The 14,254-nt window shown below is 69.4% G+C and carries 13 protein-coding genes; 7 read left to right on the top strand and 6 right to left on the bottom strand.

Features of this window, described 5'->3' with window-relative positions; genetic code table 11:
- Nucleotides 1-58: 58 nt before the first annotated feature.
- A complete protein-coding gene (locus I0D00_RS12500) occupies nt 59-979 on the bottom strand; it encodes a choline sulfate utilization transcriptional regulator (protein WP_213640044.1) in 921 nt (306 codons plus the stop codon).
- 113 nt (nt 980-1,092) lie between these two features.
- Here I0D00_RS12500 and betC point away from each other — a divergent pair, with 113 nt between their 5' ends.
- The 3 genes from betC (at nt 1,093) to I0D00_RS12485 (ending at nt 5,280) form a co-directional block, all read left to right on the top strand.
- Nucleotides 1,093-2,601, top strand: a complete 1,509-nt coding sequence (gene betC, locus I0D00_RS12495; protein ID WP_213640043.1) for a choline-sulfatase — start codon at nt 1,093-1,095, stop codon at nt 2,599-2,601.
- A gap of 89 nt (nt 2,602-2,690) precedes the next feature.
- Nucleotides 2,691-3,617 (top strand): choline ABC transporter substrate-binding protein, encoded by a 927-nt coding sequence (gene choX, locus I0D00_RS12490; protein ID WP_246533208.1) that lies wholly within the window; start codon nt 2,691-2,693, stop codon nt 3,615-3,617.
- Nucleotides 3,618-3,708: 91 nt separating this feature from the next.
- Entirely contained in the window at nt 3,709-5,280 is a 1,572-nt protein-coding gene (locus I0D00_RS12485) for a SulP family inorganic anion transporter (protein WP_213640042.1), read from the top strand.
- 83 nt (nt 5,281-5,363) lie between these two features.
- On the opposite strand, the gene aroE is transcribed toward I0D00_RS12485, so the two are convergent.
- The gene (gene aroE, locus I0D00_RS12480) at nt 5,364-6,188 is read right to left on the bottom strand and encodes a shikimate dehydrogenase (protein ID WP_213640041.1); all 825 of its coding nucleotides are present in this window, start codon (nt 6,186-6,188) and stop codon (nt 5,364-5,366) included.
- Nucleotides 6,188-7,108: an oxygen-dependent coproporphyrinogen oxidase gene (gene hemF / locus I0D00_RS12475; protein ID WP_213640040.1), complete on the bottom strand. Its 921-nt coding sequence runs from the start codon at nt 7,106-7,108 to the stop codon at nt 6,188-6,190. The genes aroE and hemF overlap by 1 nt, the downstream gene beginning before the upstream one ends.
- 190 nt (nt 7,109-7,298) lie before the next feature.
- Here hemF and I0D00_RS12470 point away from each other — a divergent pair, with 190 nt between their 5' ends.
- Nucleotides 7,299-8,276 carry an NADPH:quinone reductase gene (locus I0D00_RS12470; RefSeq protein ID WP_213640039.1) on the top strand — a complete coding sequence of 326 codons (978 nt, stop codon included), beginning with the start codon at nt 7,299-7,301 and terminating at the stop codon, nt 8,274-8,276.
- 134 nt (nt 8,277-8,410) lie between these two features.
- On the opposite strand, the gene tsaC is transcribed toward I0D00_RS12470, so the two are convergent.
- The 3 genes from tsaC to I0D00_RS12455 all read right to left on the bottom strand — a co-directional run bounded on the left by tsaC (nt 8,411) and on the right by I0D00_RS12455 (nt 11,265).
- On the bottom strand, nt 8,411-8,968 hold the full coding sequence (gene tsaC, locus I0D00_RS12465; protein ID WP_213640038.1) for an L-threonylcarbamoyladenylate synthase type 1 TsaC: 558 nt from the start codon (nt 8,966-8,968) through the stop codon (nt 8,411-8,413).
- A 73-nt stretch (nt 8,969-9,041) separates the two neighbouring features.
- Nucleotides 9,042-10,154: a DNA-processing protein DprA gene (gene dprA / locus I0D00_RS12460; protein WP_213640037.1), complete on the bottom strand. Its 1,113-nt coding sequence runs from the start codon at nt 10,152-10,154 to the stop codon at nt 9,042-9,044.
- Nucleotides 10,155-10,239: 85 nt separating this feature from the next.
- Nucleotides 10,240-11,265, bottom strand: coding sequence for a LysM peptidoglycan-binding domain-containing protein (locus tag I0D00_RS12455; RefSeq protein WP_213640036.1), 1,026 nt, complete (start codon nt 11,263-11,265; stop codon nt 10,240-10,242).
- 155 nt (nt 11,266-11,420) lie between these two features.
- On the opposite strand from I0D00_RS12455, the gene def reads away from it, so the two are divergent.
- Genes def through rsmB form a run of 3 tightly spaced genes read left to right on the top strand, consistent with a single transcriptional unit; the run spans nt 11,421 to nt 14,248 of the window.
- Entirely contained in the window at nt 11,421-11,927 is a 507-nt protein-coding gene (def, locus tag I0D00_RS12450; RefSeq protein ID WP_213640035.1) for a peptide deformylase, read from the top strand.
- A 55-nt stretch (nt 11,928-11,982) separates the two neighbouring features.
- On the top strand, nt 11,983-12,924 hold the full coding sequence (fmt, locus tag I0D00_RS12445) for a methionyl-tRNA formyltransferase (protein WP_213640034.1): 942 nt from the start codon (nt 11,983-11,985) through the stop codon (nt 12,922-12,924).
- A 13-nt stretch (nt 12,925-12,937) separates the two neighbouring features.
- Nucleotides 12,938-14,248: a 16S rRNA (cytosine(967)-C(5))-methyltransferase RsmB gene (gene rsmB, locus I0D00_RS12440; RefSeq protein WP_213640033.1), complete on the top strand. Its 1,311-nt coding sequence runs from the start codon at nt 12,938-12,940 to the stop codon at nt 14,246-14,248.
- The last annotated feature ends 6 nt before the right edge of the window (nt 14,249-14,254 follow it).

The raw sequence follows: 14,254 nt of genomic DNA, 5'->3' as shown, positions 1-14,254 counted from the left end.
GCCCTTGCAGGGGCCGGGGCCCCGGGCGGCCACCTTTCGTCAGCCGGCGCGGACCCTGCTAGAGCGGCGCGCCCTCGCCGCCCAGTTCGGCCTTGAGCCAGTCGACGAACTGCTCGGTCAGGCGCTGGCGGCGCTTGCGCTCGGGCAGCACCACGTAATAGCCGAACTCGGTGCGCGCCGCTTCGCGGCACACCCGGCACAACAGGTTCTGCTCGAGCAACTCGTCGACCAGGTGCCGCCAGCCGATGGCCACGCCCTGGCCGGCGATGGCGGCCTGGATCAGCAGGGTGTAGTTGTCGAAGCGCAGGCTGCCGGGACTCGGCGCCTCGGCGATGGCCAGGGCGCGGAACAGGCCGTTCCAGTCGAGCCAGCGCGAGCGGCTGTCGGGGCGCAGGTGCAGCAGCGGCAGCTCGGCCAGGGCCGCCGCCGGCAACGGCTGCGGGCGATCCTTGAGCAGCTGAGGGCTGCACACGGCGAAGGCCTCCTCGGCGAACAGCAGGTGCGCCTCGCCGTGCTTGAAGCGGCCGTCGCCGAAGGCGATGGCCACGTCGATCTCCGGCGGCAGCACGCCCAGGTCGCGGTTGGTGGTGATCAGGCTGACGTCCAGCTCCGGATGGCGCTGGTTGAAGCGATGCAGGCGCGGCATCAGCCAGTAGGCGGCGACGGCGAAGTCGGTGGCCACCTGCAGCACCTCGTGCTGCGGCTGGGCGCTGAGCGCCGCCAGGCCGTCGTCCAGGCTCTGCAAGCCGTCGCGCACGTGGCGCAGCAGCAGCTCGCCGGCCTCGGTGAGGACGATGCCGCGGTAGACCCGGTCGAACAGGCGGGTCGCCAGCTGCTGCTCGAGGCGCTTGATCTGCTGGCTGATCGCCGGCTGGCTGCTGCCCAGTTCGCCGGCCGCGGCGGTGAAGCTCAGGTGGCGCGCGGCGGACTCGAACACCAGCAGGGCATCCAGGGACAGGCCGTCGAAGTGTTTAAACATAAGCTGAAGTTATCCGAGTCATGTCTTCCCGGCGGGTTTACCCGCTAGCCATGAGGCGCAATGATCGAACCAGCAATTTCGCATAAACCCTTCATATGGAAAACAGGCTCGCCATGAAACGTCCCAACATCCTCTTCATCATGGCCGACCAGATGGCCGCGCCGATCCTGCCGATCCATGACCCGGCCTCGCCGGTCAAGATGCCCAACCTCGTGCGGCTGGCCGAATCCGCGGTGGTCTTCGATTCCGCTTACTGCAACAGCCCGCTGTGCGCGCCGTCGCGCTTCACCCTGGTCAGCGGCCAGCTGCCGAGCAAGATCGGCGCCTACGACAACGCCGCCGACTTTCCCGGCGACGTGCCGACCTACGCCCACTACCTGCGCCGCCTGGGCTACCGCACCGCGCTGTCCGGCAAGATGCACTTCTGCGGCCCGGACCAGCTGCACGGCTACGAGGAGCGCCTGACCAGCGACATCTACCCGGCCGACTACGGCTGGGCGGTGAACTGGGACGAGCCGGAGAAGCGCCTGAGCTGGTACCACAACATGTCCTCGGTGCTGCAGGCCGGCCCCTGCGTGCGCACCAACCAGCTGGACTTCGACGAGGAGGTGGTGTTCAAGGCCCAGCAGTACCTCTACGACCACGTGCGCATGAGCCCCGAACAGCCGTTCTGCCTGACCGTGTCGATGACCCACCCCCACGACCCCTACACCATCCCCGAGGAATTCTGGAACCTCTACGAGGACGTGGCGATCCCGCTGCCGAGCCATACCATCGACCAGGCCGAGCAGGACCCGCACGCCAAGCGCCTGCTCAAGGTCATCGACCTGTGGGACAAGCCGCTGCCCGAGGACAAGATCAAGGACGCCCGCCGCGCCTACTTCGGTGCCTGCAGCTACATCGACAGCAACATCGGCAAGCTGCTCAAGACCCTCAAGGACTGCGACCTGGCCGAGGACACCATCATCGTCTTCTCCGGCGACCACGGCGACATGCTCGGCGAGCGCGGCCTCTGGTACAAGATGCACTGGTTCGAGATGGCCGCCCGGGTGCCCTTCCTGGTGCATGCCCCGCAGCGCTTCGCCGCCCACCGGGTGAGCCAGTCGGTGTCGACCATGGACCTGCTGCCGACCCTGGTGGAACTGGCCGGCGGCAGCGTCGAGCCGGGCCTGGCCCTGGACGGCCGCTCGCTGCTGCCCCACCTGCGGGGCGAGGGTGGCCACGACGAGGTGCTCGGCGAGTACATGGCCGAGGGCAGCGACGCGCCGCTGATGATGATCCGCCGGGCGCAGTGGAAGTTCATCTACTCTGAAAAGGACCCGCTGCTGCTGTTCGACCTGGTCAACGACCCGCGCGAGCTGGAGAACCTGGCGGCCGCGGCCGAGTACCAGGACCTGGTCGCCGAGCTCCTCGCCGAGGCCCGCGCGCGCTGGGACATGCCGGCGATCCACCAGGCCACCCTGGCCAGCCAGCGGCGCCGGCGCCTGGTCGCCGAGGCCCTGACCCACGGCAGGCTGAAGAGCTGGGACCACCAGCCCATGGTCGACGCCAGCCAGCAGTACATGCGCAACCATATCGACCTGGACGACCTCGAGCGTCGCGCCCGCTATCCACAACCCTGAGCTTGCGCGCCGCCGCCGGCGCCCGCGTGGCGCCGGCGGCAAGTCGCCACTCCACACCCAGAACAACAACCCTAGAGGGGAATGCAGGCATGAAAACATTCAGCACCATCCTGGCCGCCGGCCTGATCCTGGCCGCCGGCGCCTTTCACGCTCAGGCCGAAGACGCCCGCTGCGCCACGGTGAAACTCGGCGATCCGGGCTGGAGCGACATCGCCGTGACCAACGGCATCGCCAGCTTCCTGCTCGAGGGCCTCGGCTACAAGGCGCAGAGCCAGACCCTGGCGGTGCCGATCATCTTCGCCGGCCTGCAGAAGGGCCAGGTCGACGTGTTCCTCGGCAACTGGATGCCGGCCCAGCAGGACAACTACGACAAGTTCGTCGCCAGCGGCGCGGTGGACAAGCTGGCGCAGAACCTCAGCGGCACCGAATACACCCTGGCCGTGCCGAGCTATGCCTACGAGGCCGGGGTGAAGACCTTCGCCGACCTCGACCGGCACGCCGACAAGTTCGACCGCAAGCTCTACGGCATCGCCTCCGGCTCGCCGGCCAACGAGTCGATCCGCCAGATGATCGAGGCCGACGAGTTCGGCCTGGGCGACTGGAAGCTGGTGGAGTCCAGCGAGCAGGCCATGCTGGTGCAGGTCGGCCGCGCGGTGAAGCGCGAGCAGTTCGTGGTGTTCCTCGGCTGGACCCCGCATCCGATGAACGTCAACTACGACATGCAGTACCTGCGCGGCGGCGAGAAGTATTTCGGCGAGAGCGGCAACGTCAACACCCTGGCGCGCAAGGACTACGCCGCGCAGTGCCCGAACGTCGGCAAGCTGCTGAGCAACCTCGCCTTCACCCAGGACATGGAGAACAGCATCATGAACCAGGTGCTGAGCAAGCAGGCGAGCAATGCCGAGGCGATCAAGGCCTGGCTCAAGGCCAACCCGGCGGTGCTCGACGGCTGGCTGCAGGGCGTCACCACCCGCGACGGCGGCGATGCCCTGGCGGCGGTGAAGGCACGGCTCTGAGCCGCTCGGTAAACTTGGCGTAGGGTAGGCTTCGGCCTACCCTTCTCGCACGCGGTGGGCCGCAAGCCCACCCTCCCACAGAACGACACCGATGCCGTTACCCGACCGCCAGACCCTGCTGCCCTTCCTCAGATGGTTGCCCAACCTCAGCCGGCGCAGCCTCGGCAACGACCTGCTGGTGGGCCTGAGCGGCGCCATCCTGGCCCTGCCGCAGTCCATCGCCTACGCCCTGATCGCCGGCCTGCCGGCCGAATACGGCCTGTATGCGGCCATAGTGCCGGTGATCATCGCCTGCCTGTGGGGCTCGTCCTGGCACCTGATCTGCGGGCCGACCGCGGCGATCGCCATCGTCATCTTCACCAGCGTCAGCCCCTTCGCCGCCCCCGGCAGCGACGAGTTCATCGCCCGGGTGCTGCTGCTGACCTTCGTCGCCGGGCTGTTCCAGTGGCTGCTCGGCCTGCTGCGCTTCGGCGCCCTGGTCAATTTCGTCTCCCATTCGGTGGTGCTGGGCTTCACCATGGGCGCCGCCGTGGTCATCGCCCTCGGCCAGCTGCCCAACCTGCTCGGCATCAGCGTGCCGAGCCAGGCCACGGCCCTGGCCACCCTGCTGAACATCGGCGAGCATCTGCCGGAGAGCGACTGGCGCGCCCTGGCCCTGGCCCTGTTCACCCTCGGCCTGAGCCTGCTGATCCGCCGGCTGTGGCCACGCCTGCCGGCGCTGCTGCTGGGGCTGGTCGGTGGCAGCCTGGTGGTCCTGCTGCTGCCGCAACGGCTGACCTCCGGCATCGCCCTGGTCAGCGCCTTCGAGGGCCGCCTGCCGCCGTTCAGCCCGCTGCAGTTCGACCTGACCAGCCTGCTGCAGCTGCTGCCGGCGGCGGTGGCCTGCGGCATGCTCGGCCTGGTCACCAGCCTGTCGATCGCCCGCGCCCTGGCCGGCAAGTCCCAGCAGTTTCTCGACGCCAACCAGGACGTGCGCGCCCAGGGCCTGTCCAACCTGGTCGGCCCCTGGTTCTCCGGCTTCCTCTCGGCCGGCTCCTTCACCCGTTCGGCGCTGAACCTGCAGGCCGGCGCCCGTTCGCCCCTGGCCGGGGTGTTCTCCGCGCTGCTGGTGGCGCTGTTCGCCCTGTTCGGTGCCCGCCTGATCGCGCTGATTCCATTGCCGTCCATGGCCGCCGGCATCCTGCTGATCTGCTGGGGCCTGGTGGATATCGCCGGTGCGCGGGCGCTGTTCCGGGTCAGCCGCGCGGAGTTCCTGGTGATGGCCCTGACCCTGCTGGCGACCCTGCTGCTGGAGCTGCAGACGGCGATCTACGCCGGGGTGCTGGCCTCGCTGTTCTTCTACCTCAAGCGCACCTCGCAGCCGCGGGTGAAGTTCTGGCAGGAGGGCGAGGAGGAGCTGTTGCGGGTCGAGGGCTCGATCTTCTTCGGCGCCTGCCACTACCTGCAGCAACTGCTGCAACGCAGCGGCGGCGAGCGGGTGATCATCGACGCCCACCACGTCAACTTCATCGACTACGCCGGGGTCGAGATGCTGCACCAGGAAGCGCGGCGCCTGCAGGCGCAGCACCGCAGCCTGGTGCTGCGTCGCGCCCGGCCCCAGGTGATCGAGGAGATCCACAAGCTCGAAGGCGCCGAGCGCTGCCCGGTGCAGTTCGAGGACTAGGCAGGCGGCGCCACGCGCGCCATCGGCTCGCCGAAGGTCTTGGCCATGCCGTTGCATCGGTGCGCACAGCGCACCCTACGGATTTATCCCTGCTGCAGCTGGCGGCGCAGTTCGGCCAGCACCGGTGCGCTGTCCGGGCGCACCCCGCGCCACAGCTGGAAGGCCTCCGCGGCCTGCTCCACCAGCATGCCCAGCCCATCCAGGGTGCGCGCCGCCCCCTGCTCGGCGGCCCAGGCATTGAAGGCGGTGGCGTGGCGGGCGTACATCATGTCGTAGCAAATCGTCCGACCGGGGGCGATCAGGCTGGCGGCGATCGGCGGCAGCTCACCGGCCAGGCTGGCCGAGGTGCCGTTGACGATCAGGTCCACCGGCGCGTCTATCCAGTCGAAGCCGCTGGCCACCAGCGGGCCGAGGTCGGCGAACTCGGCGGCCAGCTGTTCGGCCTTGGCCACCGTGCGGTTGGCGATCACCAGGGCCGCCGGCTGCTGCGCCAGCAGCGGCTCGAGCACGCCGCGCACCGCGCCGCCGGCGCCGAGCAGGAGGATGCGCTTGCCGCCCAGGTCCAGGCCGGCATTGACCGTCAGGTCGCGCACCAGACCGGCGCCGTCGGTGTTGTCGCCGAACAGGCTGCCGTCCGCGCGCTTGCTCAGGGTATTCACCGCGCCGGCGCGGCGGGCCCGCTCGCTCAACTCGTCGGCCAGCTGGAAGGCCTGCTCCTTGAACGGCACGGTGACGTTGGCGCCGCGGCCCCCGACGAAGAAGGCCCGGGCGAAGCCGGGGAAGTCTTCCAGCGGCGCCAGCAGCGCCTCGTAGCTCAACTGCTGGCCGGTCTGCGCGGCGAACAGGCGGTGGATCAGCGGCGACTTGCTGTGGCCGATGGGATTGCCGAATACGCCATAGCGGTCCATCAGGCCCCCACCTCCTGCAGCCAGTCGCGGTCCTGCAGGAAATACTCGGTCAGGCGCGCCTCCTCGCTGCCGGGCGCGGCCTGCCAGTCATAGCCCCAGCGCACCAGCGGCGGCAGCGACATGAGGATCGACTCGGTACGCCCGCCGGACTGCAGACCGAACAGGGTGCCGCGGTCGTAGACCAGGTTGAACTCGACGTAGCGGCCGCGGCGGAAGGCCTGGAACTCGCGCTGGCGCTCGCTGAAGGGGGTGCTCTTGCGCCGCTTCACGATCGGCAGGTAGGCCTCCAGGTAGGCGTCGCCGATGGCGCGCATGAAGGCGAAGCTGGTGTCGAAGTCCCACTGGTTGAGGTCGTCGAAGAATAGCCCGCCGATGCCGCGCGGCTCGTCGCGATGCTTGATGTGGAAGTAGCGGTCGCACCAGGCCTTGTAGCGCGGGTAGACGTCCGCACCGAAGGGCGCACAGGCGGCCTGGGCCACCCGGTGCCAGTGCACGCAGTCTTCCTCGTTGGCGTAGTAGGGGGTCAGGTCGAAACCGCCGCCGAACCACCAGACCGGCTCCTCGCCTTCCTTCTCGGCGCTGAAGAAGCGCACGTTGGCATGGGAGGTGGGCACGTGCGGGTTGTGCGGGTGGATCACCAGGGACACGCCGAGGGCCTCGAAGCCGCGGCCGGCCAGTTCCGGGCGGTGGGCGCTGGCCGAGGGCGGCAGGCCGCTGCCGAACACATGGGAGAAGTTCACCCCGCCCTTCTCGATCAGCGCGCCGTTCTCCAGCACCCGGGTACGGCCACCGCCGCCGGCGGGCCGCTGCCAGGCGTCCTCGATGAAGTCGGCGCTGCCGTCCTCGGCTTGCAGCGCTGCGCAGATACGGTCTTGCAGATCGAGCAGATAGGCCTTCACGGCCTCAGTACGGTCACTCACGGCGGCACCTTGAAAAACGGGTCGGGCCGGCGCAGCGCGCAGCGGCCGGCGAAGTCGGCGGCCAGCATAACATCTGCCGCCGGCGCGCCGCTGTTGACGCCGGTCAATAGGGACGATTGGATAGGTGCCCGCGCGCACGCCGGGCGGCATCATGGCCGGGTTGCGTCCCCCCTTTGCACAGGAGCCTGATATGGCCAAGCGTATCCAGTTCAGCCGCCACGGCGGCCCCGAAGTGCTCGAATACCTCGACTACCAGCCGGCCACTCCCGGCCCCCACGAGGTGCGGGTGCAGAACCAGGCGATCGGCCTGAACTTCATCGACACCTACTACCGCAGCGGCCTCTATCCGCCACCGGCACTGCCCTCCGGCCTCGGCACCGAGGGCGCCGGCATCGTCGAGGCGGTGGGTGCCGAAGTCGAGCAGTTCCGGGTCGGCGACCGCGTGGCCTACGCCACCGGCCCGCTCGGCGCCTACAGCGAGCTGCACGTGCTGCCGGCCAGCAAGCTGGTCAGGCTGCCGGAGGCGATCGGCTTCGAGCAGGCCGCCGCCGTCATGCTCAAGGGCCTCACCGTGCAGTACCTGCTGCGCCAGACCTTCGCCCTGCAGGGCGGCGAAACCATCCTGTTCCATGCCGCCGCCGGCGGCGTCGGCTCCTTCGCCTGCCAGTGGGCCAAGGCCCTGGGGGTGAAGCTGATCGGCACCGTCAGTTCGCCGCAGAAGGCGGCGCGGGCGCTGGAGCAGGGCGCCTGGGCGTGCATCGACTACAGCCACGAGAACGTGGTGCAACGGGTGCAGGAGTTGACCGACGGGCAGAAGTGCCCGGTGGTCTACGACGGCGTCGGCAAGGACACCTGGCAAACCTCGCTGGACTGCGTCGCCCCGCGCGGCCTGCTGGTCAGCTTCGGCAACGCCTCCGGCGCGGTCACCGGGGTCAACCTGGGCATCCTCGCGCAGAAGGGCTCGCTGTTCGTCACCCGGCCGAGCCTGGCCGGCTATGCCGATACCCCGGAACGCCTGCAGGCGATGGCCGACGAGCTGTTCGCCATGATCAGCAGCGGCCAGCTCAAGGTGGAGATCGGCAGCCGCCACGCGCTCAAGGACGCCGCCGCCGCCCAGGCCGCGCTGAGCGCCCGGCAGACCACCGGCTCGACCATTCTGCTGCCGTAAATTATAGGGTGGGTTGGCGGCGAACCACGGCAACCTGCATGCCTGCACGGTGTTTGCTCGCCGCGTAACAGGGATCGATTGCTGTCGGCGAAGCCGATCTTCGCGCCTAACCCAGCCTACGCCCCCGGACAGGCTCAGGAAGGACGAATCACCTCGCCGCTGACCAGGTCGCGGATCAGGCTGGGGTTCTTGCGCCCGCCCAGGGCGCCGCCGAGCACCTTGTCCAGCTGCCGCGGGAAGTACTGCTCGACCCGCAGGCGGCTGCGCGCCGCCGGCCGCCCGGCCGGGTTGGCCGAGGTCGACACCAGCGGGCCGGTGAGGGCGCACAGGGCGCGCACCAGGGGATGATCGCTGACCCGCAGGGCCACGCTGGCATGGCGGCCGCTGATCCACTCGGGCAGACGCCGCTGGTGCGGCACCAGCCAGGTGTTCGGCCCCGGCCAGCTGCCGGCCAGGCGCTCGCGCCAGACCTCCGGCAGGTCCTCGAGCAGGAAGTCGAACTGCTCGATGCGGTCCGCCACCAGGATCAGGCCCTTCTCCACGGGCCGCTCCTTGAGCGCCAGCAGGCGTTCCACCGCCAGCTCGTCCCAAGGGTCGCAGCCCAATCCCCATACCGCCTCGGTGGGGTAGGCGATGACGCCGCCCTGCCGTACCACCCGCGCCGCCTGTTGCACCTGCCAACTGCTGACCATCTGCCGCTCTCCGGAAATCCACTGCGGCGCAGTGTATCCAAGCTTGCCGTCGCTTGAGAAACCGTACTGCGGCTCAGCCGGCAAGGCCGACCCAACGGCTGCCGTCGCGGGCGATGCGTCCCTCCAGCTCCAGCTCGGTCAAGGCGGCCAGGACCTCGGCCAGCGGCCAGCCACTGGCCGAGGCCAGGGCCTCGCTGCTGTGCGGGGCGGCGAGCAGCAGGTCGAGCAGGGGATGGCCTGGCTGCAGCGGCGCAGTCGGCGCGGCCGCCGCGGCAGGCTGGACCTGCCAGCCGCGCAGGGCCTCGAGAATGTGCTCGATGCTTTCCACCAGGATGGCGCCTTCGCGAATCAGCTGGTGACAGCCGCGCGCCCCGGGATGGTGGATGGAGCCGGGAATCGCATACACCTCGCGGCCCTGCTCTGCGGCCAGGCGGGCGGTGATCAGGGAACCGCTGGAGGGGCTGGCCTCGACCACCAGCACGCCGAGGGACAGGCCGCTGATGATGCGGTTGCGCCGGGGAAAGTTGCTGGCCTGGGGCGGACAGTCCAGCGGCAGCTCGGAGACCAGGGCTCCGCCGCGCTCGACGATCTCCGCCGCCAGTCGCTGGTGCCGCGCCGGATAGATGTGCCCCAGGCCGGTGCCCAGCACCGCGACGGTCTTGCCGTTCGCCTCCAGCGCGCCCTGGTGGGCCGCACCGTCGATGCCCAGGGCCAGGCCGCTGGTGATCACGAAGCCGCCGCCGGCCAGGCTGCTGGCGAAGCTGCGGGCACAGTCCAGGCCGGGACGCGAGGCGCGGCGACTGCCGACCATGGCCAGTTGCGGCCGCTCGAGCAGGCCGGGATCACCGGCGACGAACAGCAGCGGCGGGGCGTCGGCCAACTCGGCCAGCAGGCCCGGATAGGCCGGGTCGTCCCACATCAGCAGGTGATGACCGGGCCTGTCCAGCCAGGCCAGGGCGGACGCGGCGCGCTCGCGCACCTCGGCGCTGCGCCGCGCCTCGGCACAGGCCGCCGGCAGGCCCAGGGCCCGCCAGGCACTGGCCGGGGCGCTGAGGGCGGCCGAGGCGGACTTGAATGCGGCCAGCAGCCTGCGGAAACGCCGCGGCCCCAGCTCCGGCAGGGCATGCAGGCGCAGACGGGCCGCGCATTCGGCGGGAGACATGCTGGGGCTGAAAGGTTGCGACATGCTGATCATCCTTGATCGGTCGCGCCGCGCTGACGGCAGCTAGCGGCAGGCAGAAAAAACCCCGCATTGGCGGGGCTTTTCGCTGTTACGGGTTGCGCACCTTGTCCAACAGCTCGAGAGAGCGGGTGGCGCCGAGCACCAGGCCATAGCTGAGCTTGTCGTAGGTGCGGAACACCATCAGCAGACCGGCCCGCTCATCGGGAATCTTCACCGCTTCGCCGGTGACCCGGTCGCGCACGGTTTCGCCGGTCTTGTACACCGCCAGCACGTTGCCCACCTCCAGGCCGTCACGGATTCCCTTGTTCAGGGTGACCACGTCGAACTGGCCGACCTGGGTCACCCCGCGCGGCACGTCGAGGATCAGGCCGTTAATGTCGTTGGCCGGCTCGCTGGGCATGAAGGTCGAGTTGATCGCCCGCTCCTCGGTGGGGAACAGGCGGTCGCCGAGGCGTACCTCCTGGGTCGAGCGGGTCAGGTTCATGGTGCCGATGTCGCCTTCCTCGGCGACGATCTCACCGCCGCCGATGTCGTCGGCGTTGATCCCGAGAAACTCCTGGGTCTCCGGATCGATATAGGTCTTGCCCTGGCGGAAGATGCCGTACACCGGCGCGCCTTCATCGAACTGGCCGCGGGCATAGACGCGGTCGCCGGCGCCGCTGACCACGCGCTCGGCGTTGCCGGCGACCACATAGGGCGCGCCCTGGAACTGCTCCGGGGTATCGACGATGCGGTTGCTCAGCAGGAAGCTGTTGATCGCCTCCAGCGGAATGGTCGGGATGGCCTCGGCCATCGGCGTGACGCGCACCTTGGGCGACAGCTTGATGGTGCCGCGCGACTCGCCGCGATTGAGCACCAGGCGCGGCTGGCCGTCGACGTAGACCAGGCTGAGTTCATCGCCGGGGTAGATGAGGTGGGGATTCTCCACCTGCGGGTTGGCGTGCCAGATCTCCGGCCACTTCCACGGCTGACTGAGGAATCGACCGGAAATGTCCCAGAGGGTATCGCCCTTGACCACGGTGTAACGGTCGGGGTGACCTTCCTTGAGCTGCACTTCGGCCTGGGCCAAGCCGCCTGCGGCGAGCAGCAGCAGGGCGAGTAGTGATTTCCTCATACGGTGAATCCCTTTATTATGTGTCTTCACGTGGAGCGCCCTGGCGCCGCGACTGAAACCCAGTGAAACAGCGGCGTGAAGCCGTTTTTCAATGCTGCTCATCATCTTAGCAGCGGATTTTGACTTTATTCCACAAGTGCATCACAAACCCAATTATGGCCATCCTGAACATCCTCGAATTCCCCGATCCGCGCCTGCGCACCATCGCCAAGCCGGTGGACGTGGTCGATGACGCCCTGCGCCAGCTGATCGACGACATGTTCGAAACCATGTACGAAGCCCCGGGCATCGGCCTCGCCGCGACCCAGGTCAACGTGCACAAGCGCGTGGTGGTGATGGACCTGTCGGAAGACCGTTCCGAGCCGCGGGTGTTCATCAACCCCGAGTTCGAGACCCTGACCGACGAGATGGACCAGTACCAGGAAGGCTGCCTGTCGGTGCCCGGTTTCTACGAGAACGTCGACCGCCCGCAGAAGGTCAGGATCAAGGCGCTGGACCGCGATGGCCAGCCCTTCGAGCTGGTCGCCGAAGGCCTGCTGGCGGTGTGCATCCAGCACGAGTGCGACCACCTCAACGGCAAGCTGTTCGTCGACTACCTGTCGACGCTCAAGCGTGATCGCATCAAGAAGAAGCTGGAAAAGCAACACCGCCAGCGGGCCTGACCCACGACTTCCATAAAGGCTTGCCGCGGCAAGCCTTTTTCTTTAGCGAGAGCCCATGACTGAAGCACTGCGCATCGTCTTCGCCGGCACCCCGGAATTCGCCGCCGAGCACCTCAAGGCCCTGCTCGACACCCCGCACCAGATCGTCGCCGTCTACAGCCAGCCGGACCGTCCCGCCGGGCGCGGGCAGAAGCTGACCCCCAGCCCGGTCAAGCAACTGGCGCTGCAGCATGCGATCCCGGTCTACCAGCCCCTGTCCCTGCGCGACCCGGCGGCCCAGGCCGAGCTGGCGGCGCTGGCGCCCGACCTGATGGTGGTGGTGGCCTATGGCCTGATCCTGCCGCAGGCGGTGCTCGACATCCCGCGCCTGGGCTGCATCAACAGCCACGCATCCTTGCTGCCGCGCTGGCGCGGCGCGGCGCCGATCCAGCGCGCCATAGAGGCCGGCGACGAGGAGAGCGGGGTGACGGTGATGCGCATGGAGGCCGGCCTGGACACAGGGCCCATGCTGCTCAAGACCAGCACGCCGATCAGCGCCGGGGACACCGGCGGCAGCCTGCACGACCGCCTCGCCGAACTGGGGCCGCCGGCGGTGGTCCAGGCCATCGCCGGCCTGGCCGCCGGCACCCTGGTCGGCGCGGTGCAGGACGACGGCCTGGCCACCTACGCGCACAAGCTGAACAAGGACGAGGCGCGCCTCGACTGGCAGCGCCCGGCCGCCGAGCTGGAGCGGCTGATCCGCGCCTTCAACCCCTGGCCGATCTGCCACAGCAGCCTCGCCGGCGCGCCACTCAAGGTCCTCGCCGCGCAGCGGGTGGACGAGCGGGGTACGCCGGGGCAGATACTCGCCGCCAGCAAGGACGGCCTGACGGTGGCCTGCGGCAGCGGCGCCCTGCGCCTGACCCGCCTGCAGCTGCCCGGCGGCAAGGCCCTGGCCTTCGCCGACCTGTACAACAGCCGCCGCGAGCAGTTCGCCATCGGCACGGTGCTGCAGTGATGAGGGCATGCCAATGAACCCGCGCCTGGCCGCCGCCCGCGCCCTGGCCAGCGTGCTCGGCGGCAAGGCCTCGCTGGGCAGCAGCCTGCCGCCGCTGCTGGACAAGGTCGAGCCGCGCGACCGCGGCCTGGCCCAGGATCTGGCCTTCGGCACCGCCCGCTGGCAGCCGCGTCTGGCCCTGCTGGCGGACAAGCTGCTGCAGAAACCCTTCAAGGCCGCCGACCGCGACCTCGAGGCCCTGCTGCTGATCGGCCTGTACCAGCTGTTCTACACGCGCATCCCGGCCCATGCGGCGATCGGCGAGACCGTGGGCTGCGCCGACAAACTGAAGAAATCCTCGGCCAAGGGCCTGCTCAATGCCGTGCTGCGCAACGCCCAGCGCGAGGGCGACAGCCTCATCGCCAGCCTCGAGCGCGACCCGGTGCTGCACAGCGCCCACCCGCGCTGGCTGCAGAAGGCCCTGAAGGCCCACTGGCCCGAACACTGGCAGGCCATCTGCGCGGCCAACAACGCCCATCCGCCGCTGATTCTGCGGGTCAACCGGCGCCACGGCAGCCGCGACCAGTACCTGGAGGAACTGCGCGCCGCCGGCTTCGCCGCCGAGCCCTGCGCCTACAGCCGCGACGGCATCCGCCTGGTCCAGGCCTGCGACGTGACCAGCCTGCCGGGCTTCGCCGCAGGCCGGGTCAGCGTGCAGGACGAAGCCGCCCAACTGGCCGCCGAACTGCTCGAGCTGGCGCCCGGGCAACGGGTGCTCGACGCCTGCTGCGCGCCGGGCGGCAAGACCTGCCACCTGCTCGAGGCGCAGCCCGGGCTGGCCGCGGTGGTGGCGGTGGACCTGGAAGAGAAGCGCCTGGTGCGGGTGCGCGAGAACCTCGAGCGGCTCGGCCTGCAAGCCGAGCTGATCGCCGCCGATGCCCGTGCCATAGACAGCTGGTGGGACGGCCAGGCGTACCAGCGCATCCTGCTGGATGCGCCCTGTTCCGCCACCGGGGTGATCCGCCGCCACCCGGACATCAAGCTGACCCGCCAGGCCGCGGACATTCCCGCCCTGGCGCAGCTGCAGGGCGAGTTGCTCGACGCCCTGTGGCCGACCCTGGCGGTGGGTGGCATCCTGCTCTACGCCACCTGCTCGACCCTGCCGACGGAAAACACCGAGGTGATCGCCGCCTTCCTCGCCCGCACCCCCGGTGCCCGCGAGCTGGATATCGCCGGGCCATTCGGCCTGAAGCAGCCCCACGGCCGCCAGCTGCTCGCCCAGGCGGACGGCCATGACGGCTTCTACTATGCCAAGCTGATCAAGATCGCCGCCGATCGCGGCTGAGGAACA

Origin of the sequence: Pseudomonas lalucatii, assembly GCF_018398425.1 — a bacterium.
Classification (GTDB): domain Bacteria; phylum Pseudomonadota; class Gammaproteobacteria; order Pseudomonadales; family Pseudomonadaceae; genus Aquipseudomonas; species Aquipseudomonas lalucatii.
This window is presented reverse-complemented; position numbering and strand designations above follow the sequence as displayed.